This window comes from Streptomyces sp. NPDC104814 (assembly GCF_055583185.1).
Map to the genome: position 1 here is coordinate 348836 of NZ_JBVJOL010000009.1, position 25606 is coordinate 374441.

24 protein-coding genes, 2 pseudogenes and 2 riboswitches are annotated in these 25606 nt (G+C 70.2%); of the genes and pseudogenes, 11 read left to right on the plus strand and 15 right to left on the minus strand.

Annotated elements, in window-relative coordinates:
• Positions 1-63: 63 nt before the first annotated feature.
• Positions 64-2382: a 5-methyltetrahydropteroyltriglutamate--homocysteine S-methyltransferase gene (gene metE, locus ACZ64A_RS28160; protein ID WP_469814243.1), complete on the minus strand. Its 2319-nt coding sequence runs from the start codon at positions 2380-2382 to the stop codon at positions 64-66.
• Positions 2383-2535: 153 nt separating this feature from the next.
• A riboswitch (cobalamin riboswitch) is annotated at positions 2536-2764 on the minus strand.
• 178 nt (positions 2765-2942) lie between these two features.
• On the opposite strand from metE, the pseudogene ACZ64A_RS28165 reads away from it, so the two are divergent.
• The 5 genes and pseudogenes from ACZ64A_RS28165 to ACZ64A_RS28185 all read left to right on the plus strand — a co-directional run.
• A pseudogene (locus tag ACZ64A_RS28165) lies at positions 2943-3117 on the plus strand (short-chain fatty acyl-CoA regulator family protein); the annotation flags it as partial.
• Positions 3118-3131: 14 nt separating this feature from the next.
• A riboswitch (cobalamin riboswitch) is annotated at positions 3132-3307 on the plus strand.
• Between the two features lie 55 nt (positions 3308-3362).
• Positions 3363-4409, plus strand: a complete 1047-nt coding sequence (locus ACZ64A_RS28170; RefSeq protein ID WP_469814245.1) for an ABC transporter substrate-binding protein — start codon at positions 3363-3365, stop codon at positions 4407-4409.
• 8 nt (positions 4410-4417) lie between these two features.
• Positions 4418-5431, plus strand: a complete 1014-nt coding sequence (locus ACZ64A_RS28175) for a FecCD family ABC transporter permease (RefSeq protein ID WP_469814246.1) — start codon at positions 4418-4420, stop codon at positions 5429-5431.
• Positions 5428-6249, plus strand: coding sequence for an ABC transporter ATP-binding protein (locus tag ACZ64A_RS28180; protein ID WP_469814247.1), 822 nt, complete (start codon positions 5428-5430; stop codon positions 6247-6249). The genes ACZ64A_RS28175 and ACZ64A_RS28180 overlap by 4 nt, the downstream gene beginning before the upstream one ends.
• Positions 6230-6622 (plus strand): (2Fe-2S) ferredoxin domain-containing protein, encoded by a 393-nt coding sequence (locus ACZ64A_RS28185; RefSeq protein ID WP_469814249.1) that lies wholly within the window; start codon positions 6230-6232, stop codon positions 6620-6622. Before ACZ64A_RS28180 ends, ACZ64A_RS28185 begins: the two co-directional genes overlap by 20 nt.
• A gap of 333 nt (positions 6623-6955) precedes the next feature.
• Here the strand turns inward: ACZ64A_RS28185 and ACZ64A_RS28190 are convergent, their stop codons facing one another.
• The gene (locus ACZ64A_RS28190; protein WP_469814250.1) at positions 6956-7369 is read right to left on the minus strand and encodes a winged helix-turn-helix transcriptional regulator; all 414 of its coding nucleotides are present in this window, start codon (positions 7367-7369) and stop codon (positions 6956-6958) included.
• A 103-nt stretch (positions 7370-7472) separates the two neighbouring features.
• On the opposite strand from ACZ64A_RS28190, the gene ACZ64A_RS28195 reads away from it, so the two are divergent.
• Entirely contained in the window at positions 7473-8324 is an 852-nt protein-coding gene (locus ACZ64A_RS28195) for an alpha/beta fold hydrolase (RefSeq protein WP_469814252.1), read from the plus strand.
• A gap of 959 nt (positions 8325-9283) precedes the next feature.
• On the opposite strand, the gene ACZ64A_RS28200 is transcribed toward ACZ64A_RS28195, so the two are convergent.
• Together ACZ64A_RS28200 and ACZ64A_RS28205 are read right to left on the minus strand one after the other, a co-directional pair.
• Entirely contained in the window at positions 9284-9568 is a 285-nt protein-coding gene (locus ACZ64A_RS28200; RefSeq protein WP_469814254.1) for a DUF6193 family natural product biosynthesis protein, read from the minus strand.
• Between the two features lie 30 nt (positions 9569-9598).
• The gene (locus ACZ64A_RS28205) at positions 9599-10426 is read right to left on the minus strand and encodes a class I SAM-dependent methyltransferase (protein ID WP_469814256.1); all 828 of its coding nucleotides are present in this window, start codon (positions 10424-10426) and stop codon (positions 9599-9601) included.
• A gap of 249 nt (positions 10427-10675) precedes the next feature.
• On the opposite strand from ACZ64A_RS28205, the pseudogene ACZ64A_RS28210 reads away from it, so the two are divergent.
• Positions 10676-10804: pseudogene (locus ACZ64A_RS28210) on the plus strand (helix-turn-helix domain-containing protein); the annotation flags it as partial.
• Between the two features lie 282 nt (positions 10805-11086).
• Here the strand turns inward: ACZ64A_RS28210 and ACZ64A_RS28215 are convergent.
• Positions 11087-11533, minus strand: coding sequence for an STAS domain-containing protein (locus tag ACZ64A_RS28215; protein WP_469814257.1), 447 nt, complete (start codon positions 11531-11533; stop codon positions 11087-11089).
• Between the two features lie 5 nt (positions 11534-11538).
• On the minus strand, positions 11539-13020 hold the full coding sequence (locus ACZ64A_RS28220; RefSeq protein ID WP_469814259.1) for a PP2C family protein-serine/threonine phosphatase: 1482 nt from the start codon (positions 13018-13020) through the stop codon (positions 11539-11541).
• Between the two features lie 697 nt (positions 13021-13717).
• Here ACZ64A_RS28220 and ACZ64A_RS28225 point away from each other — a divergent pair.
• Complete coding sequence (locus ACZ64A_RS28225; RefSeq protein WP_469814261.1) at positions 13718-14137, plus strand: TipAS antibiotic-recognition domain-containing protein; 420 nt, start codon at positions 13718-13720, stop codon at positions 14135-14137.
• A gap of 1062 nt (positions 14138-15199) precedes the next feature.
• Here ACZ64A_RS28225 and ACZ64A_RS28230 read toward each other — a convergent pair.
• The 5 genes from ACZ64A_RS28230 to ACZ64A_RS28250 form a co-directional block, all read right to left on the minus strand.
• Positions 15200-16381 carry a GTP-binding protein gene (locus ACZ64A_RS28230; protein WP_469814262.1) on the minus strand — a complete coding sequence of 394 codons (1182 nt, stop codon included), beginning with the start codon at positions 16379-16381 and terminating at the stop codon, positions 15200-15202.
• Between the two features lie 6 nt (positions 16382-16387).
• Positions 16388-16558: a 50S ribosomal protein L32 gene (gene rpmF / locus ACZ64A_RS28235; RefSeq protein WP_469814263.1), complete on the minus strand. Its 171-nt coding sequence runs from the start codon at positions 16556-16558 to the stop codon at positions 16388-16390.
• A gap of 396 nt (positions 16559-16954) precedes the next feature.
• Complete coding sequence (locus ACZ64A_RS28240) at positions 16955-17326, minus strand: metal ABC transporter permease (protein WP_469814265.1); 372 nt, start codon at positions 17324-17326, stop codon at positions 16955-16957.
• 112 nt (positions 17327-17438) lie between these two features.
• Entirely contained in the window at positions 17439-18185 is a 747-nt protein-coding gene (locus tag ACZ64A_RS28245) for a pyridoxamine 5'-phosphate oxidase family protein (protein ID WP_469814267.1), read from the minus strand.
• Complete coding sequence (locus ACZ64A_RS28250) at positions 18182-19333, minus strand: globin domain-containing protein (protein WP_469814268.1); 1152 nt, start codon at positions 19331-19333, stop codon at positions 18182-18184. Before ACZ64A_RS28250 ends, ACZ64A_RS28245 begins: the two co-directional genes overlap by 4 nt.
• A 1290-nt stretch (positions 19334-20623) precedes the next feature.
• Here ACZ64A_RS28250 and ACZ64A_RS28255 point away from each other — a divergent pair.
• Positions 20624-21247, plus strand: coding sequence for a DUF642 domain-containing protein (locus ACZ64A_RS28255; RefSeq protein ID WP_469814270.1), 624 nt, complete (start codon positions 20624-20626; stop codon positions 21245-21247).
• A 783-nt stretch (positions 21248-22030) separates the two neighbouring features.
• Here the strand turns inward: ACZ64A_RS28255 and ACZ64A_RS28260 are convergent.
• Both ACZ64A_RS28260 and ACZ64A_RS28265 read right to left on the minus strand, forming a co-directional pair.
• Positions 22031-22612, minus strand: a complete 582-nt coding sequence (locus ACZ64A_RS28260) for a tryptophan 2,3-dioxygenase family protein (protein WP_469814271.1) — start codon at positions 22610-22612, stop codon at positions 22031-22033.
• 168 nt (positions 22613-22780) lie between these two features.
• Positions 22781-22927 carry a hypothetical protein gene (locus ACZ64A_RS28265; protein ID WP_469814273.1) on the minus strand — a complete coding sequence of 49 codons (147 nt, stop codon included), beginning with the start codon at positions 22925-22927 and terminating at the stop codon, positions 22781-22783.
• 85 nt (positions 22928-23012) lie between these two features.
• Between ACZ64A_RS28265 and ACZ64A_RS28270 the strand changes: the two genes are divergently transcribed.
• Positions 23013-23177: a hypothetical protein gene (locus ACZ64A_RS28270; RefSeq protein ID WP_469814274.1), complete on the plus strand. Its 165-nt coding sequence runs from the start codon at positions 23013-23015 to the stop codon at positions 23175-23177.
• A 303-nt stretch (positions 23178-23480) separates the two neighbouring features.
• Here the strand turns inward: ACZ64A_RS28270 and ACZ64A_RS28275 are convergent, their stop codons facing one another.
• The gene (locus tag ACZ64A_RS28275) at positions 23481-24140 is read right to left on the minus strand and encodes a response regulator (RefSeq protein ID WP_469814318.1); all 660 of its coding nucleotides are present in this window, start codon (positions 24138-24140) and stop codon (positions 23481-23483) included.
• A gap of 11 nt (positions 24141-24151) precedes the next feature.
• A complete protein-coding gene (locus ACZ64A_RS28280) occupies positions 24152-25294 on the minus strand; it encodes a sensor histidine kinase (protein WP_469814276.1) in 1143 nt (380 codons plus the stop codon).
• Between the two features lie 110 nt (positions 25295-25404).
• Here ACZ64A_RS28280 and ACZ64A_RS28285 point away from each other — a divergent pair, with 110 nt between their 5' ends.
• Entirely contained in the window at positions 25405-25587 is a 183-nt protein-coding gene (locus ACZ64A_RS28285; protein ID WP_469814277.1) for a hypothetical protein, read from the plus strand.
• Positions 25588-25606 lie beyond the last annotated feature (19 nt).

Consider the following 25606-nt stretch of genomic DNA (forward strand, 5'->3'; position numbering starts at 1 on the left):
GGACGCATCACGGTCGGGGCCCTTGCGCGTGGCGTCCCAGGCCGAAGAATCGTCCGGTCAGGGTCAGGAGGCGGGCAGCTCGCCGCGGACGGTGCGGGCGGCGGTGACCAGGTTTTCCAGGGAGGCGCGGGTCTCGGGCCAGCCGCGGGTCTTCAGGCCGCAGTCGGGGTTGACCCAGAGTCGCTCGGCGGGCATGGCCTTGAGGCCGGTGCGCAGCAGCCCCGCCATCTCCCCGGCGCTCGGTACGCGAGGCGAGTGGATGTCGTACACACCGGGGCCGGCTTCGCGCGGGTAGCCGTAGGCGGCGAGTTCGCGGGCGACCTGCATGTGGGAGCGGGCGGCCTCCAGGCTGATGACGTCGGCGTCGAGGTCGTCGATCGCTTGGACGATGTCGCCGAACTCGGCGTAGCACATGTGGGTGTGGATCTGGGTGTCCGGGCGGACCCCACTGGTGGTGAGGCGGAAGGCTTCGGTCGCCCAGTCCAGGTACTCAGCCCTGTCGGCGGCGCGCAGGGGGAGGGACTCACGCAGGGCGGGTTCATCCACCTGGATCACCGAAGTCCCGTGCGCCTCCAGATCGTTGACCTCGTCGCGCAGGGCCAGGGCGACCTGGCGGGCGGTGTCGGCGAGGGGCTGGTCGTCGCGGACGAAGGACCAGGCGAGCATGGTGACCGGGCCGGTGAGCATGCCCTTGACCGGCCGGCCGGTGAGGGACTGGGCGTACGCGGTCCAGCGCACGGTCATCGGCTCGGGCCGGGAGATGTCACCGGCCAGGATCGGCGGGCGGACGTAGCGGGTGCCGTAGGACTGCACCCAGCCGTGCTGGGTGGCGAGGTAGCCGGTGAGCTGCTCGGCGAAGTACTGGACCATGTCGTTGCGTTCGGCCTCGCCGTGCACGAGGACGTCCAGGCCGGCCTTCTCCTGGAAGGCGATCACCTCATCGATCGCCGCCTTGATCCGCTCCTCGTAGCCTGCTGTGTCGATGCGGCCGGCGCGCAGGTCGGCCCGCGCGGTGCGCAGGTCACCGGTCTGTGGGAAGGACCCGATCGTCGTGGTCGGCAGGAGGGGCAGGCGGAGGTGGGCGCGCTGGGCCGCAGCGCGTTCGGCGTAGGGCTGGGAGCGGCGGGCGTCGGCCTGGGCGACCGCGGCGGCGCGGGAGCGCACGGCCGCGTCGTGGGTGATGGGCGAGCCCGCACGGGAGGCGAGGTCGGCGCGGTTGGCGGCCAGCTCGGCGGTGATCGTGTCGGTGCCCTGTGCGAGGCCCCTGGCGAGGGTGACGACCTCACGCGCCTTCTGCTGGGCGAAGGCGAGCCAGCGCACGATCTGCGGCTCGATGTCCCGTTCCGCGGTGGCGTCGAGCGGGACATGCAGCAGGGAGCAGGAGGCGGCCACGTCGACCCGGTCGGCCAGCCCGAGCAGGGTGCCCAGGGTGGACAGGGACTTGGTCAGGTCGTTGACCCAGATGTTGCGGCCGTTGACGACGCCGGCCACCAAGCGCTTGCCGGGCAGGCCGCCGACGGCCGCGAGGTCGTCCAGGTTCGTGGCGGCGGCCTCGGTGAAGTCCAGGGCCAGACCCTCGACCGGGGCCTTGGCGAGTACCGGCAGGGCCTCCCCGAGCCGGTCGAAGTAGGACGCCACCAGCAGCTTGGGCCGGTCGACGAGGGCGCCGAGGTCGCGGTAGGCGCGGGTGACCGCGTTGAGTTCGGCTGGGGTGCGGTCCTGGACGAGGGCGGGCTCGTCCAGTTGGACCCACTCGGCCCCTGCGGCGCGCAGGTCGGCGAGGACTTCTGCGTACACAGGCAGCAGGCGGTCGAGCAGGGTGAGCGGTTCGAAGGCGGCGGGCGCGCCGGGTGCGGGCTTGGCCAGGAGGAGGTAGGTGACTGGACCGACCAGCACGGGCCTGGCGGTGAGCCCCAGCGCCAGGGCCTCTTTCAGCTCAGTGACCTGCTTGGTCGCATCGGCGGCGAACACGGTGTGGGGGCCGAGTTCGGGGACCAGGTAGTGGTAGTTGGTGTCGAACCACTTGGTCATCTCCAGCGGCGCGACGTCCTGGGTCCCGCGGGCCATCGCGAAGTAGCCCTCAAGCGGGTCGGTCGCGACCGCGTCCCGGTGGCGGGCGGGGATGGCGCCGACCATGACGGTGGTGTCCAGGACGTGGTCGTAGTACGAGAAGTCGCCGGTGGGCACCTCGTGGATGCCGGCCTCGGTGAGCTGGTGCCAGTTCGTACGGCGCAGGCCGGCGGCGGTGGCGCGGAGGGCGTCAGCGGTGACGCGGCCCTTCCAGTAGCCCTCGATCGCCTTCTTCAGTTCCCGGCCCTGTCCCTGGCGGGGGTAGCCGTACACGGTGGCCCGTGCTGCCGCGCTTGCGGGCTTGGTCGTCACGGAGATCTCCTTCGCGAGATGAATCCCTGAGATCCCGGCGACGGGACGAGAGCGCGAAGGAACAACGTGCCGGACGGTGTCGGCCGGCGGCCGTCCGTTCGGTGTGTTCGCCGACCCGCCCTCGAGGTCACCGGGATGTCCGCGCACGAGTGGTTCGGGCGCGGGCAGTTGGCAGGTCTTCGGACTCGCGGGCACGTCTCGTCGTACGAAGTCGTACGAGACACCTACTGGCCGTCGCTTCCCAGGCCCTCCTCGGACCCAGTGCGTATGACGGCGGTCGTTCCCGCTCACCGCTGCGGGGCAGTCCCGGATTCCCACCGGGTTCCCTCTTGCGACGCATCCCGCCTGGCGGACGGGGCGAACCAGCTGCACCGGCCAGCCTACGGGGTCACCGTCAGAGAAGAGAGCGGGACGCCCATCATCGGGACGGTGAGGCGGACCACACCCCGCCGGGCAGGCCACCGGGCGGGAAGCCCACCGCACACGCGCCTCCCGCCCTTCCCCAGTCACGCCGCGCGGGGGACCCTCACCCCTGCGACGGAGCGGGCCCTCAGCCCGTGTCCGACGGCCTTGACCTCACCAGCGCCGCCGCCACCAGCCCCATCGGCATGGGTGCCGGGTCTGTGAACGCCTCGACTGCCCCCAGCGCGGCGCACCGCCACTCGGTCAGCCCTGCGGATCGACCAGAACACCAGCACGTTCGTGACGCACCCCGTGACCGATCGCACGCTCTGACCCCACGACGGGCTTGATAGCCTCAGCGGGCCAGTCGAGCCACATCCGAGGCCAGGGAATCCGGTGCGAATCCGGAGCTGACGCGCAGCGGTGAGGGGGACGGGCGGGGCACGACGCCACTGGGAGACCGGGAAGGCGCCCCGACCGGGCGAACCCGAGTCCGAAGACCTGCTGGCACCTCCGCGTCCCGGCGCGGACGGACGTCCGTAGGCCAGGCTCCGCGTACGAGCCCCGACCCCAAAGGCATGCCCGTGCTCCGCACCCCCGCTCTTCCCCGCACCCCGGCGCTTCTCCTCGCGTCCGCGCTGCTGCTCACCGCCTGCGGCTCCTCCGGCGACGACGCGAAGTCGCAGGAGACCTCGGCCGCCGGCTACCCGGTGACCCTCGACAACTGCGGCCACGAGGTCACCCTGAAGGCGCCCCCGAAGCGGGCCGTCTCCCTCAACCAGGGCACCACGGAGATCCTCCTCTCCCTCGGCCTCGCCGACCGCATGGCCGGTACGGCGACCTGGACCGACCCGGTGATGAAGGGCTTGGAGAAGGCGAACACGTCTGTGCCGCGCCTCGCCGACAACAACCCCTCCTTCGAGCAGGTCCTGGGCGCCGAACCCGACTTCGTCACCGCCTCGTTCGTCTCCACCCTCGGCAAGGGCGGGGTCGCCACCCGCGAGCAGTTCGAGAAGCTCGGCGTGCCCACCTACGTGTCACCGTCCGACTGCTCGGGCAAGGACAACGACCGCGGCGGCGACGGATCGCGCAGCAAGCCGCTCACCCTGGACGCCGTCTACGGCGAGATACGCGATCTGGCCCGTGTGTTCGGCGTCGAGGAGCGTGCCGAGAAGCTCGTCGGCGAGTTGAAGGAGCGGGTGCGCAACGCCACCGACGGGCTGAACGCCTCCGGTGTCTCCCTGATGTACTGGTTCGCCAACTCCCAGTCCCCCTACCTCGCCGGCTGCTGCGGCGCCCCGGGCGCCATCACCCGCGCGGTCGGCGCGAAGAACGCGTTCGCCGACACCCACGACGAATGGCCCCAGATCAACTGGGAGACGGTCGCCGACCGTGACCCCGATGTGATCGTGATCGGCGATCTGACCCGCAAGCAGCAGACCGCGGAGACCGCAGAAGCGAAGATCCGCTTCCTGGAGACGAACGCCGCCACCCGCGGTCTGACCGCGGTGAAGAAGAAGCGGTACGTCCTGCTGAGCGGGCAGGCGATGAACCCGTCCATCCGTACGGTCGAGGGGATCGAGAAAGTCGCAGCCGGCCTGCGGCACTTCGGACTTGCCAAGTGAGCGCCCGAGTGAGCGCCCGTTCCCTGCTGTTGACGGGCGGCGGGCTGGTCGCCCTGCTCGCGTCGATCGCCGTGGCCGTGACGATCGGCCCGGCCGACATCTCCACGGAGGACGTCTGGGCCTCCGTCGCGGCCCATCTCGGCCTCGGTGAAAGCACGTTGGCGCCGCTGCGGGACGGCATTGTGTGGAACCTGCGCATGCCCCGCACCCTCCTCGCCGCCGTGTGCGGGGCCGGACTCGCGGTGTGCGGGGCAGTGATGCAGTCACTGCTGCGCAACCCGCTGGCTGATCCCTTCGTGCTCGGGGTCTCCTCCGGGGCGTCCACGGGCGCGGTCGCCGTGGTCGTGCTCGGGGTGGGCGGCGGAGTGATATCCCTGTCGGCGGGCGCCTTCCTCGGGGCGCTGCTCTGCTTCGGCCTGGTGCTGCTGCTCAGCCACACCCTCGGCGGCAGCACCGACAGGGTCGTACTGTCCGGGGTGGCGGTCATGCAGCTGTTCTCCGCGCTGACCTCGTTCATCGTCCTGACCTCGGCCGACGCGGAGACCACCCGGGGCGTGTTGTTCTGGCTGTTGGGATCGCTCACCGGCGCCGACTGGGGACAGGTGCTGCTCTGCACCGTCGTCCTGGCGGTGGTTCTCGTCCTCTGCCTCGGGTATGCGAGCACGCTGGACGCCTTCGCCTTCGGAGACGAGGCCGCCGCGGGACTCGGAATCCGGGTCGCCCGCACCCGGCTGGTCCTGCTCTGCGCCACCGCGCTCCTCACCGCCGCTCTGGTCAGCTGCGCCGGCGCGATAGGCTTCGTCGGCCTGGTCCTCCCGCACGCCACCCGTGCCCTCACCGGCGCGGGCCACGCCCGACTGCTGCCGGTCACGGCGCTGACCGGGGCCGTGTTCCTGGTGTGGGTGGACACCCTGGCCCGCACCCTCCTCGACCCTCAGGAGGTCCCGGTGGGCGTGGTGACGTCCCTCATCGGCGTACCGGCGTTCGTCGCCGTTCTCTACCGCGGACGGAGGAGGACATGAACAGCCTGCGTGCGGACCGTGTAGTGCGACGCATCGGCGACAAGATCGTCATCGACGGCGTCACCCTCGCTCTCCGGCCAGGCGAGACCGTCGGTCTGCTCGGCCCCAACGGGTCGGGAAAGTCAACGCTGTTGAGACTCATGGCCGGGGTGTTCGCCCCCACCGCCGGAGTCGTCACCCTGGACGGCCGCCCGCTCGCCGAGGCCGGCCGCCGCGCTACCGCGCGCCGGATCGCCACCGTCGAACAGCACGCCCACACCCAGACCGAACTGACCGTCCGGGACGTCGTCGCTCTCGGCCGCATCCCGCACCGCCGCGCCTGGACACCGCCGACGGCGGCCGACGCGGAAGCCGTCGCCGAGGCCCTGCGGCGCACCGGACTGACCGACCGGGCCGACCAGTCCTGGCACACCCTCTCCGGCGGCGAACGCCAACGCACCCAGATCGCCCGCGCCCTCGCCCAGGAACCCCGCGAACTCCTCCTCGACGAACCCACCAACCACCTCGACATCCAGCACCAGCTCGACCTGCTGGCCCTCGTCGCGAGCCTGCCGGTCACCACGGTGATCGCCCTGCACGACCTCAACCTCGCCGCGATGTACTGCGACCGGCTGCTCGTCCTGCGCGACGGCCGCGCGGTCACCGAGGGCACCCCCGCCGACATCCTGACCCCCGCCCTCATCGAGCAGGTCTACGGCGTCCGCGCCGAGATCACCCACGACCCCGGCCACCCCGTGATCCGCTTCCTGCGCCCGGCCGCCCGGGACGCGTCTCCCCCGGAGAGGAACGTGACGAGCGATGCCCCGACAGCGATCTGAAGAAGCGGGCACGGAGCACACCCCCGCCGAACCGGTGCCGTGCCGTGTCGTCGTCTGCCGGGACTGCTGCTGCGGGAGCCGGAAAGTCACCGGCGTGGACCACGACCGGCAGCTCACACGCCTGGCCGAGGAGGCCCCCGTACGCGTCTCGGACTGCCTCGACGTCTGCGAACACGCCAACGTGATCGTCCTCCAGCCCTCCGCCGCCGCACGGGCCGCCGGCGTCGCTCGTCCGGTCTGGATCGGCCTCGTCAACGACCGCGACGCCACCGAGGACATCGCCGCCTGGGTACAGGCCGGCGGCCCCGGCATCGCCCCCTGCCCCGACATTCTTGATCTGTACGTGTTCACGCCGCCCCGGAGGGCGCGATGACCATGAAGACCTGGCCGTAGGTGCGGCGTCCCCGGCTGGTCTTCACTGCTCGCGCCCGCCCTGGCCTTCCCCGTACGGAGGAGTCCCGACGAGGACGCCGGCCGCGAGGAACACCTGATCTGCTCGGTGCTGAGTTCCGCGCGGGCAGTGCGCGGGTCCCCGGACCCGCTGAAGAACCCCGCCGATCAGCTGCCAGTGGTCCCGGCCACCTTCTGCAACGCCTGTTGCTGACCGGCCGGAACGGCAGCAGCCGTTCCCACTCGGCATCACTCGGATCCCCCCGCCCCGTGGCCCATCACGAGTCCGGCATGGAGCAGCCACGTGATCGAGCTCCTAGTGGGCGGACGACTCGTCGGCGAGCTGGTTGCTGCGGTGGATCTCCGGCATGTGTGTCTCGGCCCAGACCCGCAGGGCGGAGAGCGGTCTTTCGAGGGACAGGCCGAGCTCGGTGAGCCGGTAGTGGACGGCGGGCGGCACGGTGGGTTCCACTCGGCGCGCGACCAGGCCGTCGCGGACCAGGCTCTGCAGGGTGACAGACAGCATCTTCTGTGAAATGCCAGGAATACGGCGCCGCAGTTCCGCGAAACGGATCTCGTCCGGAGCCTCCTCGGCCAGCACCTTGACCGCCATCGACGTCCACTTGGTGCCGATACGGTCGAGCAACTGCCGGGTCGGGCAGCGCGGATCCAGCAGGTCACCGCGCTCACCGGGCCGCCGGCTGGGCTCGCCGCGCCTTGATGCGGTCACTCGGGGCTCACCACCTGAAGGGAAAGTGCCGTCTTGGACGGACCACCATAGTTCCCTAGCGTGTCCTGGTCACTATTCCTCACCACGCACCTGGAGTCTCTCCATGCCCGAGCTGCGCCGCGTCCCCGTCAATGGTGTCGAGCTGAACGTCGCTCTCGACGGATCGGGCCCGGCCGTACTGCTGCTGCACGGTTTCCCGCACACCTGGGAGCTGTGGACGGACGTCATGGCCGACCTGTCCGGCCGCTACCGCGTCATCGCTCCGGACCTGCGCGGGTTCGGGGCGAGCAGCCGGGCCGCCTCCGGACACGACGCGGTCACCCTGGCCGAGGACGCCGAGGCGCTTCTCACCACACTCGGAGTGTCCTCGGCCGCCGTGGTGGGTATCGACGCGGGTACCGCGCCGGCCTTCCTCCTCGCCCTGCGTCGCCCGGGTCTCGTCCGGCGCCTGGTCGTCATGGAGTCCCTGCTGGGCAGGCTGCCTGGCGCCGAGGACTTCCTCGCGGACGGGCCGCCGTGGTGGTTCGGCTTCCATTCCGCCGCGCCCGGCCTCGCCGAGACCGTGCTGGAGGGCCACGAGGCCGACTACGTCGACTGGTTCCTGTGCACCGGCACGCTCGGAGACGGGGTACGCCCGGCCCTCCGGGACGCCTTCGTCCGCGCCTACACCGGCCGCCAGGCGTTGAGCTGCGCGTTCTCGTACTACCGGGCTCTGCCCGAAAGCGCGGTACAGATCGAGCAGGCGGTCGCCACCGCCCGCCTGAGGGTGCCGACCATGGCGTTGGGTGCCCGGCCCGTCGGTGCCGCGCTGGAACGTCAGCTCCGCCCGGTCACCGACGATCTCACCGGACACGTCATCGAAGACTGCGGCCACATCATCCCTCTGCACCGCCCGCGCGCCTTGCTCAAGCTGCTGCATCCATTCCTGGCCGGAGACGAGGCGACATCAGCGTGACCGGGGCCGGGGCGGAGGTCCCGTCTGATCAGCTGTTTGTGTGCGGTCTGCAATGCGTCGAGCGCGATCCAGTCTCCGGGCACGACAGTGACCGGTCCGAACGCTCGCCGCTCGCCGGCGCGCTGCCCGCCGCCGACGCCGGCAGTACGGCCTCCGTCCCGGACGCGCCGGCCTCGACGTCCAGTTACCAGGATGAGGGCGGTGAGGTGCGGGCGAACGACGGACGGCAGGCGCCCGCTCTCGAGCAAGTGCCGGGGGAGAGCCAGTCTGAAATGGTCACGGATGACGTCCTGAGTCTTGCGCGTGGTCGCGAGAGCGTCGGTCTCTTCCTGGCGTGCCTGGCCGTCCCGGCTCTTCGAGCAGCCGATCTTCTTCCGAGGAACTTGACGAGTCGCCCATATCGTCGGCACGATCCAGTTGGTTCACGGGTTCCACTGAGCGGCGGATTCAGCTTGGGCGTGGTGGAGCGACCCGATGAGATGATCCCGCCCTGGCTCAGTGTGCTCACGGCGTCCGGAGCCGCCCTGGGTTGCCCCGTTCACCGGCCTGAGCGTGCGTCAGTTCGGCGAGCTGATTACCGCTTTGCGGAGCGAGGACGCCCGAACTCGCCCAAGGCCTGCGTCCGATGTCACAGGGCATCAAGTGGTTCGAAGCGCATGGCCTGGAGAAGCAGGCCGAATACTGCCGTTTCGCGCCATTACTGCGTGCAGGCCCGCGCTGTCACCGAAGACGGACCGAAGAGTATCCGCCGTGCCGGGCTTCGACCGACACACACGTCTGGGTTCTTTTCACCCGCGGCACCAGCAGATCCTCGCCGCTTTCGCCGAGGCGCGGAAGCCGCCGCGGGCCCGCAACAGTGCCAGGCCCTCGACCTCACCCCGAAGAACCTCGAGAGCAGCCGGAACAAGCCCAAGCGCCTGGTCAGTTGCGGAATCCTCGCCGAGCCCGACCTGGCTTGTTCACTCTGCTCCGAGCGTGACGGGTCCCAGATCGGAAGGCAGACGGCCAACCGCGATCGACACAGCCTCTTCCGCCGTCGCCGCCTCGGCAAGGCCCTGATGCGCCACTCCGATTCGGTCAGTCGCACCGGATCGTGGTCGGCCACCTCGAAGCGACCCGTGAGGTGCACGAACGGAGCGACCTCCCGGATGGCGCACGACTCCTCGCGGGTACCGGGCCGCCCGGCCGGCGCGGGGCCGACCGCGGCCAGCGTCGACCGCAGGCGCTCGGTCCGATGGCCGCACCGACGGGTCAAGCTGCCGGGGGAAGGACGATCAACGAACGGCCAGCAGGCCGTACAAAAGAGGGATCCGCGGCTCGGGCAGCCGCCACCAGCCAGAGTCTGTACGGACCATCCGCGGCCATCGCGGCCAGGGAAGCTCCTCGCTCTCCCGCAGTCGCCGGACGCCCATTCCCGCATCCGTCAACGCGTTCACGACCTCTCCTACTCCGTGCATCCACTCGTAACTGTTCGTGGCGCCCTCGACGGCTGGGCCGTCGGTGTAGGTGTAGGTGGCATCCCGGTGCACCGGACCGGAGCCCCCCAGGTAGTCGTGGCGCAGCAGCAACTCCGGTCCCTCACCCGAACCGGGTTTCGGACCGAGTGCGTTGAGCAGCGGGTGGAACTCCACCACGTACAACCGCCCGCCCGGCCGCAGCAGCCTGGTCACCACATCCGCCCAGCGCTCGAGGTCTGGCAGGTAGCACAGGGCGCCCTTGCCGGTGTAGACGACGTCGAACCGCCGGCCCTCGAGCGCCGTCACGGCGTCGTACACGTTGGCCTGGACGTAGGTGACGCCGAGGCCCGACTTCGCGGCGAGGTTCCGCGCGGCCATCACGGACGCCTCAGAGAAGTCCAGGCCGACCGCCCGGGCTCCACGCCGGGCGAAGGCGAGTGTCTCCGTGCCGAGGTGGCACTGGAGGTGCAGCACATCCCGGCCGGACAACTCTCCGAGGTCCTCCCACTCGAACGCGGCGAACCAGCGCTCCGGATGCAGGTCCTCGTTCAGGCCGTAGAACTGACTGGAGACGTGGACCGGAGTGCGGGCGTCCCAGTTCGCCTGGTTGGCGCGCATCAGCCGCGCGTGCTCGGCGGAGGTCATGAGGACATCAAACCGCGCCCCGGGCGCGCGTGGGGGACGGAAACCGGAAAAGTGCCGTGCCGGGTGCCGATGCGGCCGGTTCCGGTCCGTCGGTGGGGCGTAGGAGCCGATGCCTCGACCATCTCGTGGCCGAGGCGCAGGCTGTCGCCCCGGGAGCGCCTCGCCGGCTGGCCGCCGCCGGCGCCGGGCTGCTCTGTGAGAACTGCCAGGACCTGGCCGTCGCGGCCGAGCAGCAGGCCGAAGCCTTGCGAGAGCGGGCAGAAGAACGCAGAGATTGCCGCTGTCCTGCGGATCAGCTTGCGGTCGGTCGAGCGGTGGCGCCGGGCCTGGCGCGAGGGCGGCGAGACGGGAGTCCTGGCGAAGGGGTCGCCGGGAAGATCTGGACTCAGGCGGTCAGGATCTGCTGACCGCTCCGACGCGTAGCTGCGTACGCCGACCGTCAGGCGTCTGTCCTTTCGCGCATCGATGTCCACTTCTGAGCCCTTCTGACAGGGCTACGGGCCGGCCGCCCTCACACGCAGTACACGCCGGCCGGCCGGACTGGCCCGCAGACGCGCGCCGTAACGTGCCTGGGCGACGTGCGCCCACTCGGCGGCCGGAGCCGATCGGGGCCGGTCGACGCGATCAGCTCAGGTGTGGAGAGGTGTTGTAAGTGCCGGCTCAGGCCGGGCGCTGCGCTCCGGTCGGTTCACCGGTCCCGTTGCCGGAGGAGACATGGGTGATCGAGCCATGCTGTCCTGTGCATGTGGATGGGCTGTCGGCCATGGCGGTGAGCGCTTCGGCGGTGGTGGGATGGACCGCCAGGATGGTGTCGACGCCGGTGAGGGTGAGCATCCGCATCAGGCGGTCGGGGACGTTGGCGAGCCCGAGTGCGCCGCCCGCCGCCTGGGCGGTGTGCCAGAGGCCGATGAGCGCGCTCAGACCGGCGGAGTCGCAAAACCCGACCTGTGACAGGTCCAGAACCAGGTGCGGAGACACCTGCTCGATGATCATCGAGGCGTCGCGGCGCAGGGTTTCCGCGGTGTGCATGTCCACGTCCCCGGCGACTGTGGCGATGGCGAGGCCGGGACGGGGGTGCTGGACGGTCAGCTGCAGCGTGTCGGTCACGTCGGTCACTCCTGGCCGAGGTGTTCGGGCGCGGCGGCGGTGTGAGCGGTGGCAGCGACACTGCCGTCGGGCATGGCGTGGGGGTGGGGCACGGACAGGGCCAGCAGGGCCACGTCGTCACCGGCTCCGTCGGGCAGCGAGGCCAGCAGGGTGATGCTGTCCTCGACCAGGGAGGTGGCGGTGACGGGCGCGGTGCGCTGGTGGAGGAAGCCGGTCAGGCCGTCGTCACCGAGCATGGCGCCCTCGGTGGTGCGGGCTTCGATCAGCCCGTCGGTGTAGAGGAACAGGCTTTCCCCGGCCGTCAGGGAGAAGGTGGTCTGGGCGAAGGGCGCCTGGGGAAAGGCGCCGACGAGCATGCCGCCCTTGGGGCGTACGGCTCGCACCCAGACGGCGCCGCTGTCGTCGGGGCGCAGGTGGTAGGCCGGAGGGTGGCCGCCGGTGGCGAGGGTGACGGTGAAGCCGCCGTCCTCCCGGGGCTCGAGGAGGCCGAAGAGGACGGTGCAGAAGCGGCGGCCGGCGGTGACGTCGGTGAGCAGCATGGTGTTGAGCGCGCTCAGCACGGTGACGGGGTCGGCGTCGATCTGGGCCGTGGCGCGCAGGGTGTGGCGGGCCAGGGCGGTGACGGTGGCCGCCTCGGGGCCTTTGCCGCACACGTCACCGAGGAAGAACGCCCACCGGTCGCCGTCGAGGGGGAAGACGTCGTAGAAGTCGCCGCCCACGTCGTGGGCGGAGGCGGTGCGGTAGTGGCAGGCCAGTTCCAGGCCCGGCACCACGGGAAGGGCCGGGGGCAGCAGGGTGCGCTGGAGGGTGGAGGCGAACGCGGCGATGGCGGCCCTGTCCTGCTCCGCCTTCTCCCGCGCCGCCCGCTCCGCCTCGGCCCGCGCCCGTTCCGCTTCGGCGTGCCGCCTCTCCGCCTCCCGGCGGGCCTGCTCGTCGCGCAGGGCCCGCAGCGCCGACAGTCGCAGCTCCATCTCGTCCAGCACGATCGCGGCGAGATCGGCCAGGGTGGCGGTGTCCTCCTCGGTGATCGAGCGCGGCCGGGTGTCCAGGACGTTAACCGTGCCCAGCTTGTGCCCGTCGGGGGTGATGATCGGTGCGGCGGCGTAGAAGCGCACGCCCATCTCCCCGGCGACCAGGGGATTGTCCGCCGCGATGGGGTCCAGCAGGGTGTCGGGGATGACCATCGCGTCATCACGCAGGATCGCCGAGCCGCACAGGCCCGGATCACGGCCGATCTCCGCGACGCCCTCCAGGCCGTGGGCGGCCTTGAACCAGATACGGTCGGTATCCACTATTGTGACGGTCGCCACCGGCACGTCGAAGAGCCGGGCGGCCATCGCCGCCACCCGGTCGAAGGCCCCGTCGGGCGGAGTGTCGAGGATGTCGTAGCGGCGCACCGCCGCGATCCGGGCCGCCTCCGCATCCGGGTCGGGGACCAGCTCGGGGCGGCGCCCGGGAGCCGGGTCGGTGGCCGATGCCTGCTGCATGATCGGCTTTCCTCTCCGTCGATGGGCTGCCGCCGTGAACGGCACGAACCGACGTAGCCTAGTTCGCCCGCAGGCCCGAACGCCAATGCCGTCGTCAGCCGGGCACCGGACACGGCCTGCTCTCAGGTGATGCGGTCACTCTCCACGAGAGGAACGGGAGAATCCGAAACAACCGTCCCGGCTCGATCGGCCCTCCTGGCCATCGGCTGGGGCACGTCACCACAGCGCCGCGGGCGTCGATGGCCACAAGCTCATCCACCGCGCAGCGCGCCTCCTCAGCCCGGCCAGACGTCCGCAGGTCGTCCGGCGCCATCCGCTCGACAAGCGCAGCAGTCGAGGAACCGAAGTGACTTCCCCTGCCGGGGATCCAGTGGGCGGCGTGGGGATGCGGGGCAATGTTGCGCCGTCGGGAACCGACCCGGTGCCACTTGAGCTCGTCCTGCGTCGCGAGGGCGCTGCGATGATCCCCGCCGCGCGGTGGAGCTGCTGGACGTCCCCCCTCCGACGCTCACCGTTCAAGCTGCGCTTTTCCACCGCCGGCGACCGGGGCGGAGCGCCGGAGGGTCCAGGAAATGGTTTGTCGACCCAGTGGGCTGTGTGTCACCGTTCGGCCTGAACCGGAAGTTGATCATCGGCGGCCGGTCGACGTCGATATGCCGGCGGCCTCTCGGGGATCCACCGGAGAGGTGGCGAAACGATGGGAACCGGTGTCGTGGGGAACAGTTACGAGGACGAGTGTCGCCGGTCGTTGGCCGAGGAGCAGGCGAAGAGCCTTGCCGAGACCAACGACTGGGAACACGTGGACAGGGAGCGGGTCCACCGGGACTGGGACGTCCTGTACCGCGAGATCACGACTTTCCTGGACGGCGGCTCCCTGCCCGGGGACCAGCAGGTCCAGGAGCTCATCCGCAGGCACTTTGACATCGTCTCCCGGTTCTACACCCCCTCCAGGGAGGCTTACGTCGGCATGTCGCTCTTCTACGCCGAGGACGAGGCCATGAGGGCGTTCCACGATTCCTACCACCCCGAGTTGGTGAAGTTCCTGGGAGCTGCCATCAAGGTGTTCGCCGAGCAGGGGAGCGGGTTCGCCCCCAGCAGAGCCGAGGCCTCGGCGTAATCGGGCGACACGGGCCAGGACAGGCATGGGCGGGTGCGTCCGGACCGGCGTCCGGGCGCCCCCGCCGAGGGGTGGGACGTGGTTCATGCCCAAAGCTGTGACAGCCCTTGGGCGTTCCTCTCCGCGCAGTGGGCGCGGGGAGGGCGGTGGCGCGATTGTTCTGATGGTTACGGGCCTTGGTCCTAGTCGTCTTCCTCCATCGAACCGGCCTGAGCGAGGGCCTGGCGGACGGCCGGGTCTGCCTCCCAGCCGGGGGCGGTGAGTTAGGGCCTGTCGTTTGGATCATGCCGGCGTCGCGGGGTCTGGCACGCGCATCTGCCGCGTTGTCGTCGGTTGCCAACTCCCCCTAGCTCTTCGAGCAGGGGGGACCCCCACCGCGTTGGCGCCCTCCTCCGCCTTGCAGCTGCACGCACCAGACCCCGCTCGGGTCGGCCGAGATGCACCGCAGCTCCCGGCCGACCTGATCCAAACGACAGGCCCTAGTCGGCTGCGATGACGACGTGGTTGCGTGGTCGGTGCCGACGACGACGCGGAGCGTTTCGCCCCGGCTGCCCCGCCTGGCGAAATAGGCGGCCAGGCGGGCCGGCCCAGCCTGGCGGGGTCCGCACCGGTGGTCGCTCGCCCGGTGCCGACATCTGCCCAGATGCTCCACGGCGACGATGTGACTTACCGCTCGGACGAGTGGCGTCATTTCTGCTTCGTGGGCGCGTCGATTGTGTTGCTCTTCCCCGAAGGAATGGCTGCGCAGCGGTTGGAAAGGGATCGCGGCCAGGCACCTCGACAACCGATAGTGCCTATGGGCCACTGAGGACCAGGAACGAGACGCTCCGTAGTCGATCGTGGCGACGATCTCCTCGGCCCGCGTGTCGCGCAGGACGGCGTCCGGCTTCCGGCTGTCCACCGCGCGCCCGTACAGCGGGATCAGCAGGGTCTCCTGGACCGTGCCGAGCCGTACACCGGGCTCCGTCATGACTGCCTCCCGATGCGGTGTCCGCACGTGGTTGTGCGGGATGTGCCGGGCCGGGCGGTGCCGTGGCTGCGTCCACCGCCCGGCCCGGAGTCTCAGGTCCGCGCCGCGAGCTCGGGGTGTTCGTGGTCGCAGGTGTCGTCGATGCCGTAGGTGTCCCAGGCCGGGAACGGATCGTCCGCCGGCTGGCCCTCGCCGTCCGCCATCAGGCAGTCGGTGAGCGCGGCGTGGAGAGCGTCGGCATGCAGGTGCGTGCCGATGAAGACCAGCTCCTGGCCTGCGGGGCTGTCGGTGTCGCGGGCGGCGGAGGGCTCGAAGCGGGCGACGGAGCCGGCCTGCGACCACAGCCCCGTCACGTGCGGGCGGCTGGCCAGAATGAAGAAGCCCTTGGAGCGGAGGATCTGCCCGTAGGCGCCGCTGTCCAACTCCTCGGTCACGAACCTCCACAATCGCCCGGGGTGGAAGGGCTGTTCGGAGCGGAAGACGGTGGAGGAGATGCCGTACTCCTCGGTCTCCGGGACGTGGTCGCCGTTGAGCTCCATGACCCAGCCGGGGGCCTGTTGAGCGCGCTCCAGGTCGAACAGTCGGGTGCCGAGTACGTCCTTGAGCTCGACGCGTCCGTGTACGGCGGGCACGATCCGGGCGACGGGGTTGAGGCGGGTGAGTGTCGCCCGCAGTCGCTCGGCGGCGTCGTCGTCGACGAGGTCGAGCTTGTTGAGCACGATGACGTCGGCGAACTCGATCTGGTCCATCAGCAGGTCGCTGACGGTGCGTTCGTCGTCCTGGTACTGGTCCAGGCCGCGCTCGACGAGTTCGTCGCCGCGTGCCAGCTCGGGCAGGAAGTTCGCGGCGTCCACGACCGTGACCATGGTGTCCAGGCGGGCGAGGTCGCCGAGGGTGGCGCCGTCGTCGCGGGCGAAGGCGAAGGTCGCCGCGACCGGCATGGGCTCGGAGATGCCGGACGACTCGATGAGCAGGTAGTCGAAGCGGCCCTCGCGGGCCAGCCGGTCGACCTCCTGAAGCAGGTCGTCGCGCAGGGTGCAGCAGATGCAGCCGTTGGTCATCTCGACCAGGCGTTCCTCGGTACGCGACAGGGTCGCCTCGCCGCCCCGCACCAGGGCGGCGTCGATGTTGACCTCGCTCATGTCGTTGACGATCACCGCGACACGCAGGCCCTCGCGGTTGCCCAGGACGTGGTTGAGGAGGGTGGTCTTGCCCGCGCCGAGGAATCCGGACAAGACGGTGACGGGAAGTCGGCCGGAGGGGTCGGACGGCATCAACGCTCAGCCCTCGGGGCGCAGCAGGCAGCGCTCGTACGCCTTCACCAGCCGCTGGGGTACCAGGTATGACACTCCGTCGACGGTGACCGGCACGAGCGCCGGCGTGCTCGCCTTCCACTGGGCACGGCGGTGGCGGGTGTTGCTGCGGGACATCTTCCGCTTGGGAACAGCCATGGGAGTCCTCCTGGTTCGGGTGGCGAGTAGAGGCTACATGAAAATGAACACCATTACGAAGTAACGCCTGGAGTGGGAAGGAGTGCCGTGCTGCACCGGCAGCTGTCGCGCCGGGCACGGGTCGGCGGGAGGCGGATACCTGCGGCTGTGCTCCGGGGTGCGACTGCTGCCCTTGACGGACACCAGGCCGGAGGGGAGTGGCGCCGGCGTTCACTGGCGCTCGTCCGCCGCCTGCCGTCGGCCGCAGTCCGGGCACACCCCGGACAGCTCCACTGTGTGCCGGACGTTCGCGAACCCGGAGGTCTGTGCGATGGTGTCGGCCCAGGGCGCCGACAAAGCCGTCGGCCCGGATGAATGCCTCGACCACGGTGGTGCGTTGCTGGGTGAGTCGGCCGATCAGCGTGGCGTCGTGCGACGGGGTAGGGGTGCACCGGCGGTCGGGCGCCATCGGGTGCCTTCTCTCATGTGCCGGTGGGTACGGCGGTGTGCGTTCGGGGGCCGGGAACCGGGCGTCGTATCAGGAAGGTGGCGGCGTATACGGCCGAGCAGGAGCGCTCCGGCGGCGCCCGGTAAGGCGACGGCGGAGACGGTGTGCGCGGCGAACGTCTGCCGCCGCAGCACCACGAACCACCCCACGACCGCGGAGACCACGGCCACGACCGCTCCCGCGCGGAACGCGTTGACCATGAACGGGCAGGACCACATGTCCTGGAAGTCGGTCAGGAGGTTCCACGACCAGGTGGGTGCCCCTGTCTCAGCCAGCAGCATGACCGCTCCGGCAGCCGCAGTGCGCCGATGTCGGTGATCAGCTCCTTCCTGCAGACGGACCCGGCCCCGGGCGGCAACGCCAACTCCTACGAGTGTCGCGCCGGCGATCCTGTCAATTGCCCGGATCGGAGCGGTGCCGTCCGCTGGGCAGCCACTGCGACAACTGGGCATCCTGCCGGTGGACCGCGTCAGTGTGGAAGCGCAAACGGCGTCGCCATGAGCTGGTGCCAGTCTCCGTATCGCGGCTAACCGGAAGCTCGTCGGAAGGGGCGGCCTCAGTGAAGTAGGAACTGTCCTTGGGACGGTTTCGCTCCCTGGTGGGGCGGGGGCGTGGGGCCGGTTCCAGGTGGGGGATGTATTTGGAGCAGTGGACGTAGGCTTCCTCGACCGTGAGATGGACCCACAGGTGGGGTTGACGAGCGGGCGCCGCGTCGGTTGGCAGATCGGGATACCAGGTGCGCAGTTCAGGGTCGGTGTAGAGCCGGACGGTGCCGTTGACATGCAGCCCTATGTGGTCATGGGTGAAGTCCATGAACAGCATGCCGAGGTGGGGGTTCTCGGTCATGTTGCCGGCGCTGGCAAGGACACCGTTACCCCGGTATTCGGGGTAGGTCAGCGTGCGGTCGTCGAGGGAGACGCAGAAGCCCGGCGGGCCGGAGCGGAAGCTGGTGTCGCAGGCTCCACGGGAGTCCGCCGTCGCCAGGAACACCATGCTCTGCCGGGCTATGAACTCTCGCATGGCGGCCGTCAGGTAGGTGTGAACCTGGCGGTCGTAGAAGTCGGACGCCCGGTCGGTGGTGCCCAGTTGTTGCTGCAGCAGTCGTTCGCCGAAGGAGCCGGTCGTCTCGGGGCCGTTCACAGCTGGTCGGTCTCCTCATCGCGCGGGGGCGGCCCCAGCGGGGCGGTCAGGACGGGGGTGTCCCAGGGGTCGTAATGGATGTGACGAGGCGGAACGCCATGCCGTCGCAGCGCCTGTACGGCGTCACCGAGCATCTGAGGCGGCCCACACAGGTACGCCTCGTGTCGGTACCAGGGACCGAACTCTGCCAGCACTTCGGGAAGGGTGCCCTCAAGTCCCGCGATGCGCTGGTGGGAGACGGCGGCTCGGACGCGGAGCCAGTGGTGGCGCTGGGACATGCGCAGCATGTCGTCGAGTCCGTACAGTTCGTCCGCCGTTCTGGCGCCGATGAACAGACTGACCTCCTGGGCATTGCCGACGCCCTCCCGAGCGGCCTGCTCGATCAGGGCGCGGATCGGGGCGAGGCCGGTGCCGCCGGCGACGAAGAGAAGGTCGCGGCCACCGGTTGGATGCAGGACCATGTCACCTTCAGGCGGCCCCAGCCGGACGGGGTCTCCCGGGCGGGCGTCGTGGACCAGCGCGTTGCTGACCTTGCCGCCGGGAACGGCACGGACGTGGAAGGTCAGCCGGGAGTCCGGCCGTGGTGCGTGCGCGGGGGAGTAGTGCCGCCACAGCCTGGGAGCCCAGGGCGTTTCGACGCTTACGTACTGGCCCGCCACAAAGGGATACGGCAGCTGCGGCTGGACCGTGATCTCAGCTATCCCGTGACCGCGCTGCACATGCTCGACGATGTGCGCGTCCCAGACGGCCGGCCGGTGCTGCGCATCGTCCTCGGCGGCGCGGATCATCACGTCCGCGGCAGCTGTGTAGGCGCGCTGCCACGCCGCCGCCAACTCCGGACTCCAGGCCGGCCCCGCGTAGTGGGAGAGAGCTTGCAGCAAGCATTCGCCGACAGCCGGGTAATGAGCGCTGTGTGTGCCGAACTTGCGGTGACCGCGCCCCAGACGAGAGCAGAACGCGATGAGGTTTCCGGGGTCGTCGACCAGCTCCACGATGCGGAGAAGAGCGCGTACGAGACGTTCCCGCTGGACATCGAGTTCGGCGGGGAACAAGCTCCTGACCTGTGGGTAGCGTGCGAAGAGGATGGCGTAGAAGTGCGCGGCCAACTCATCTACGTGGGGCGCTACCACCGCGAGGCTGGCCCGCACCAGCGCGACGTCGTCAGCGCTGACAGGGTAGTGACCGGGCGCGATGTGACCGGGGAACGGACCGGGAGCCGGGTGAGTTGCGACGGCCCCGCTCCATCCATCCACAGGTCCAGGCGGTATGTCCGCGTTCGAGTGTTGGTGCATGTACCCCTCTCTGCCCCTCACAGCCGCTCCCAGGCCTGTCCCGCTGCCGGACTGGCACTGCCGTGCCCGGAAGCGAGTTCACCGTGGTGTGACATCGGGGCGCCATGCCTGCCACCAGTGCGATGGGGAGCGCTGTCCATGAAACGCACTTACCTTTCTCTCGCCATGTCGGAGCGCTCGACAGGACCAAGGCGACGTCCTCGTCGGCGTTGGGCCGAGGCCCCTGAGAAGCGCCTCTCGGGGGAGAGCTTCTCCGCAGACAGGCCGGCCACCTTGAACGGACGGCTGCCAAGCGCCCGTCACCCTAGCGTTCGCGGACTTCGGCGTTTGTGCGGGGAGGCCCTCGAAGGGCTACCGGCTGGTAGGTCTGCGTCCGTGAACGGCCGTGGCCTGACGGAGGCTGCGTCCTGGGGCGTGGCCGGCGGGACGCATGGGCTACGGAGGCCGACTAGGTGGCGTCCGACGGTGCTGTCATCACCCCCGACACGGGTACGGCCACATGTGGCTGACGCCGTTCTTCCGGATGCGCGCAAGCCGCCGGCCGCTCGCCTCCTAGAACCTCGCTTCCGAGGCCAAAGCCATGCCGCAGGCACTGGGCGCGAAGCCGTGGACGGGGGCGGTCCGCGCAGTTCTCGTGTCCGACCCAGCGGGCCGTGCCTGCCGGTGGCCCAGGCCACCGACCCGGGCCGGGTCGGCCAGCACGGTGCCTGGAGACCGTGATGGCGCTGTGCCGTAGTTTCGAGATGCACCGGGAACCGGTGGGCAAGCGGATCGTGGCGGCCGTGGTCCTGGCTGACGACCCGGTCGGAGACGAGGCCAGTGATCAGATCTGCTCATACTGAGCGACCCTCTGACGGGGGAACAGGAGCCGCCCAGCACCCCCAACAATGCACGCGATCAAGCCCGGTGAACTCGACGCGGCTTGTGCGATGTGCCCGGCCTGCGTGTCGCTGGGGCGGTGGCATGCCTACCAGCGGACGCCGAGTGCGCCGAGTTCGGCAGCGTGTGCCGGCGCAGTCAGCGGGAGGTGAAGTGCTCTGGCACGCCCCTGGCAGCACTCGATCGAAGGATGTGCAGGACACGCATCAAGCGGAAGGCTCGGTACCGCTGCCGCTCGGCAGCGACGCCCAGAGAGGGGAGCCTGTCTTGCCAGGAAAACTGATCGCGGCCCTGTCGACCCTCGGCATCGTCGCCACCACCATCGCCGCCGCAACACCGGCGAGTGCGGACTCGAGCATCGCCGTCACCAACCCCTCCTTCATCCAGCCCTACGTCGACCCGACCAACATCAGCTCCTACACGACCGTGGGATACGGCAGCAACGCGATCCCCGGCTGGCGCGTCACCAACGGCAGCGTCGACGTCCTCGGCCGGGCCGCGTCCAAGACCAGCGGCTCGCCCGTCGTCGACAGCGGCTCACAGGCCGTCGACCTCAACGGAGGCGAACCCGGAGGCGTGGAGCAGACCCTGAACACCACGCGCGGGACCACGGTCGCCGTCACCTTCGCCCTCAAGATCAACGACCATCCCTGGTGCGCCGCGAACGCCGGTAACGTGAACGAGGCCATGTACGTCCAGTTCGCCGACAACCCCGACGACGTCCAGTCCTTCAGCCTGGGAACCCCCAACTCCCCCCGCCGCTACGCCACCTGGCAGCTGGTACGGGCCCTTCTGCCGGCCACCGGCCGCCACAGCCGACTGCAGTTCATCTCCTCCACCCCCGGCGCCTGCGGACCGCTGATCACCGACGTCGAAGCCACCGAGCTCTGACCCCGGCCGGACACACAACCGACCCAGCACAGACGCGAAGCCGGGGCCGCCGGATGAAGCGACGGGCCCGGCTTCGTGGCCGGCGAGCCGGAGGCAGGGAGTCACTTCAGCCCGCGCCCAGCGCTTCCGTAACGTCGGCCCCGCTGGTGAACTTCCGGTCCGGGAGCTTTCACGACGTCGCCCAGGGACTTGTCGGCTGACGGGTTCTTCTCGACGTGATCGATCAACTGTTGCCTGGTCAAAGTCAAGGTAAGTGCCACTGCGGGCCGCGGCGCTCTGAGTCGTTCACACAGGGCAGTGCAGGGCCACCGCGATTGGTGCCGGAGAAGTACGTCTCATCGCGATTGAGCAGGCAGGGACGGGCCTCCCGCCCGCCCGCACCCCACCGGATGCCGCTGATCACTCGGTCGCGTAGGGGCCTTTGCCGATGTCCTTCGGATGGCGTTTTGGTACTCACGCTCCACGTCCGCGCCGTCCCGGTACTCACGGTCAGGGATCTTGGACAGCAGCGGAAGCATGGCCGACCGGTCGATGAGGTCCTCAGGGGGCGTCCCTCCCCAGCGCGCGGCGACATACGCCAGCCGGATCAACGCCACCGACCTGCGCGTGTACAGGATCCGACGACCGCTGCCGGGCAGCCCTCGCGGCAGCGGCTGGGGCATGGAACTCCATCGTCCGACCACCCCAGCCAGCAGCACCGACCCGGGGAAAACCGCACCCACGGCTTTCCGCCCCTTTCGGCACTCGGGAGCATGGCCTGCCCGCGGGCGGGGTCGCGGGCCGTCAGCGGGGCGGCAGGTCGATCTGGTCGCGCAGAAAGGCCAGCCCCGACGTTCCACCGGTGCCGGGCTGGTCACCGGTCATCCGCTCGACCAGGAGCAGGTGCCGGACCCGCCAGCGCACGACAGCGCCGCGCAGGGCCTGCAACGCAGAGCTGGCAAGGGGCTGCTGAGTCGGAAGGGCGTCGGTCGGCGGGCCCAGGAGGTCTTCGGCGGCGATGCGGTGGAACAGCTCGGCGAACTGGCTGGACTGGGCTCCGCTGGCGTTGTCGAGCAGCGGGCGGAAGGAGGCGAAGCTGTCGGGTTCGAGGTGGTCCAGGAGCGCGAGGTGGTGTTCGAGGATGTCCACAAACGCTGTGACTCGGCGCAGGTCCGTGGCGGCCTCGAGGTCCTTGTCCGCCTGCGCGTGCTCGGCGGCCCGGTGCAGATATACCAGGGCCTGGCTGGCAAGGACTTCGGCGGACTGGTGCACGGTGATGAAGAAGCGCTCGTCCGCCCACTGAGCAGTCCGCTCGTCCGGGGTGCGCGGCCGCTGCAGATCGAGGAGCGCGGGAAGTCGCAGGTAACAGGCGTAAGGCGTCTCCATGCACGCGATGATGACGGTAGGCGGCCCCCCGGTGTGCCTGTCGTCGTCGCCCGGTGTGCCACTACGTCACCCGACCGGCTTCCTTTGGTGGATATCGCCCTTGGAGAGCCTCGCCGGCATAGCGTGGTGAAGGGGGCTGAGCGAAATTGCTGAAGTCCCCCTTCACTGTCAGATGAGCTGGGCGCGGGGACCGTAGCGCACGGTGAGTCCGTCGCAGCGTGCGCAGTAGCCGACCTGGTTGGGTCGGCAGCCGAGGATGAGCGCGGCGGTGGCCCGGTCCGTGGTGGGGTCGATACGTCGGGGCGCATCGTTCACGCGCACGACCGTACGGCGCCACCGCACCGGCCGCTTCTTGACCCGCCCGAGCCCCTGCCGGGCTGCCGTGCCTACGCTCGCCGGTATGAGCACCGAGGAGCTCCCCGAGCCCGAACCGGGCCGCCCCTGGCGGCCGGAAGACGGTCCCGAACCCAAGGTGACCACATGGCCCGCCGGGAAGAGCCCCGCACTGGAGGTCTGGTCCCACGGAAAGTGGCGCTACGCCCCGCTCATCGCCCGCCAGGACTGAGCTGACGGCCGCGTCTTCTACCAGGTGGTTTTGTTCATGAAACGGGTTCAGGTGGCCTTCGCCGGCGCGGGACTGCCGCGCGGTGATGAGGTTGGCGGTCCAGCGTTCGTTCTGGCTGAGTCGTACCGGCTGCGCCGCCTCACCCTCCGCCGGCGGCTCGAGCCCGAGTAGGCTCCAAAGGCATGCGGTATCCGGACGGTGGCGGACTGCCCGCCGAGCAGCGCAAGCGCTGAGAAGAGGTACGGATACGGGCCGTTGGCCGTTGACCTCTTCGCGACCGGCCTCGCCGACATCAGGCAAACGTCAAGCTTGGGACGGTCGTTGGGCGTTGTCCATGAGTCGACTCTCCCAGGCCCAGGCCGCGATCTCGACTCGATTGCGGACCTGAAGCTTGTTCTGGATGGTCGCCAGGTGGCTCTTGACCGTGCTCAGCGAGATGAACAGCTCAGCGGCGACCTCCTGGTTGGTGCGGCCTCGCGCGATGGCCCGGATCACTTCCGTCTCGCGCTCCGAGAGCTGCTGCGCCGGCCTCGGCACGGTCGTCCTCGAGGCCGGCGCGAGGTTGCGCAGCAGCCGCAGCGTGATCGACGGTGAGATGAGGGCGTCGCCAGCGTTCGCCGCGCGGACCGCCTCGACCAGCAGGGTCGGCCCGGCGTCCTTGAGGACGAAGCCGACCGCCCCGGCGTGCAGCGCGCCGTAGACGTACTCGTCAAGGTCGAACGTCGTGACGACGACAACTCGCAGAGGGTCCGGCACGCCCGGCCCGGCCAGGGCGCGGGTGACCTCGATGCCGTCCAGCTTCGGCATCCGGATGTCGATCAGGCAGACATCGGGGCGCAGCCGCCGGGCGAGGGCGACCGCCTCGGCGCCGTCGGCGGCCTCGCCGATCACCGTGATGTCCTCCTGGTCCTCCAGGATGAGCCTCAGGCCGCCGCGGATCATCGCCTGGTCGTCGGCCAGCATGACCTTGATCGTCACCGACACTCCTTCTGGAGAATCGGGACTTTGGCGACCACCGACCAGCCGACTCCGGGCCCGGGCCCGACAATCAGGGTGCCACCGAGCGCCTCGACCCGCTCCCGCATGCCGATCAGGCCGAATCCGCCCTTCGGCAGGTGCCGGGTATGACCGGGGGACGCGTCGTCGGTGATCGTGACGGTGACACCGGCCGGGTCCTGGGCGATGTCGACGGTGGCCGAGCGGGCGTGCGAGGCGTGCCGGGCGATGTTCGTCAGGGATTCCTGGACGATCCGGTGGACGGTGGTGGTGACCTCGGGTGGCCAGGGCCTCTGGTTCTCGGGCAGCCGGAGCTCCACGTCGGGTCCGTGCCCCTGGAACCGCCGGACGATCTCCGCCAGTTGCTCCGGGCCCGGCGTGGGGGGAGAGGTGGTGGCCGCGTCGTCGGTGTCGCGCAGCAGGCCGACCACACGGCGCATGGCAGCCAGCGCCTCGCCGCCGGCCTCCTCGATGCCTGCCACGGCCTGGTCCAGCATCTCGGGCTGCCGTTTGCCCACGATCCGCGCGGCCTGGGCCTGCACCACGATGCCCGTGATGTGGTGGGCGACCACGTCATGCAGTTCCCGCGCCAGGGCCAGGCGCTCGTCGCGCCGGACAGCCTCGGTGGCCATGCGACGGCGGTAGTCCAGCAAACGCAGGCCGAGACCCGCCCCGAGGGCGAGAATCCAGGCATTCGTACCGACCCGCACCGGAGTGGTGGGGGCGCCTGCGGTCAGCCAGCCGATCGTCACCAGCGCGAACCCGGCGGCCGCAATTGCACCGGCTTGCCGGCTGGGCAGCGCCCGGATCGCGGAGCCGCCGAGAACCAGCAGCGCCAGCACCGCGCCGGCGCCCGGCTCGCCGGGCAGGTGCATGAGCCTGGCGAGAAGACCGGCGCCGCCCGCGATGGCCAGGCCGATGGCCGCGGCCCAGCCCCGGTGCCGAGCGCGCCCGAGGGCCAGCAGGCACACTGCCAGGCCGACCCCGGTGTCGAAGACCCACGGGCGGCCCTGACCCATGTACTCGAAGGCCATGAAAAGCAGCACCGCGGTGAACACGACCCCCAGGGCCGTGTTGACTGCGGCCTTCGATCCCCAGACCGGTCGACGTGCGGTGTTCACCCGGTTGACGCTACGCGATCGCAGGTGGACCGCCATACCGGCCGAAAGTACGAGCCGGATGGTTCTGACAGCCGGTGCGACGACTGGCACCTGCTCAGCATGCTGCGGACATGGCTGATCTCATCTCTTCCGCTCACCACGTCCTCGCCGTCTCGACGCTGGCCGAGAAGACCGTGCGGAGTCCTCTGCTGTACGCCTGGTGGGCGCTCAACCTGATCGTCCTCGCCGGGGTCGGCTACGCCGTCTACTGGAGCGCCAAGAAGTGGCGTGCCGGCCAAAGGGCGCGCGGGTGACCGGGGCCGTCCGACCCCA

Excerpts from the sequence above, each read along its gene's own strand:
- ACZ64A_RS28270 (WP_469814274.1), top strand. The coding sequence starts at position 23,013 with ATGAGCACCGAGGAGCTCCCCGAGCCCGAACCGGGCCGCCCCTGGCGG.
- ACZ64A_RS28185 (WP_469814249.1), top strand. The coding sequence starts at position 6,230 with ATGCCCCGACAGCGATCTGAAGAAGCGGGCACGGAGCACACCCCCGCC.
- ACZ64A_RS28225 (WP_469814261.1), top strand. The coding sequence starts at position 13,718 with ATGGGAACCGGTGTCGTGGGGAACAGTTACGAGGACGAGTGTCGCCGG.
- ACZ64A_RS28195 (WP_469814252.1), top strand. The coding sequence starts at position 7,473 with ATGCCCGAGCTGCGCCGCGTCCCCGTCAATGGTGTCGAGCTGAACGTC.
- ACZ64A_RS28230 (WP_469814262.1), bottom strand. The coding sequence starts at position 16,381 with ATGCCGTCCGACCCCTCCGGCCGACTTCCCGTCACCGTCTTGTCCGGA.
- ACZ64A_RS28275 (WP_469814318.1), bottom strand. The coding sequence starts at position 24,140 with ATGCTGGCCGACGACCAGGCGATGATCCGCGGCGGCCTGAGGCTCATC.
- ACZ64A_RS28240 (WP_469814265.1), bottom strand. The coding sequence starts at position 17,326 with ATGCTGCTGGCTGAGACAGGGGCACCCACCTGGTCGTGGAACCTCCTG.
- ACZ64A_RS28170 (WP_469814245.1), top strand. The coding sequence starts at position 3,363 with ATGCCCGTGCTCCGCACCCCCGCTCTTCCCCGCACCCCGGCGCTTCTC.
- ACZ64A_RS28220 (WP_469814259.1), bottom strand. The coding sequence starts at position 13,020 with ATGCAGCAGGCATCGGCCACCGACCCGGCTCCCGGGCGCCGCCCCGAG.
- rpmF (WP_469814263.1), bottom strand. The coding sequence starts at position 16,558 with ATGGCTGTTCCCAAGCGGAAGATGTCCCGCAGCAACACCCGCCACCGC.
- ACZ64A_RS28285 (WP_469814277.1), top strand. The coding sequence starts at position 25,405 with ATGGCTGATCTCATCTCTTCCGCTCACCACGTCCTCGCCGTCTCGACG.
- ACZ64A_RS28205 (WP_469814256.1), bottom strand. The coding sequence starts at position 10,426 with ATGACCTCCGCCGAGCACGCGCGGCTGATGCGCGCCAACCAGGCGAAC.
- ACZ64A_RS28260 (WP_469814271.1), bottom strand. The coding sequence starts at position 22,612 with ATGGAGACGCCTTACGCCTGTTACCTGCGACTTCCCGCGCTCCTCGAT.
- ACZ64A_RS28180 (WP_469814247.1), top strand. The coding sequence starts at position 5,428 with ATGAACAGCCTGCGTGCGGACCGTGTAGTGCGACGCATCGGCGACAAG.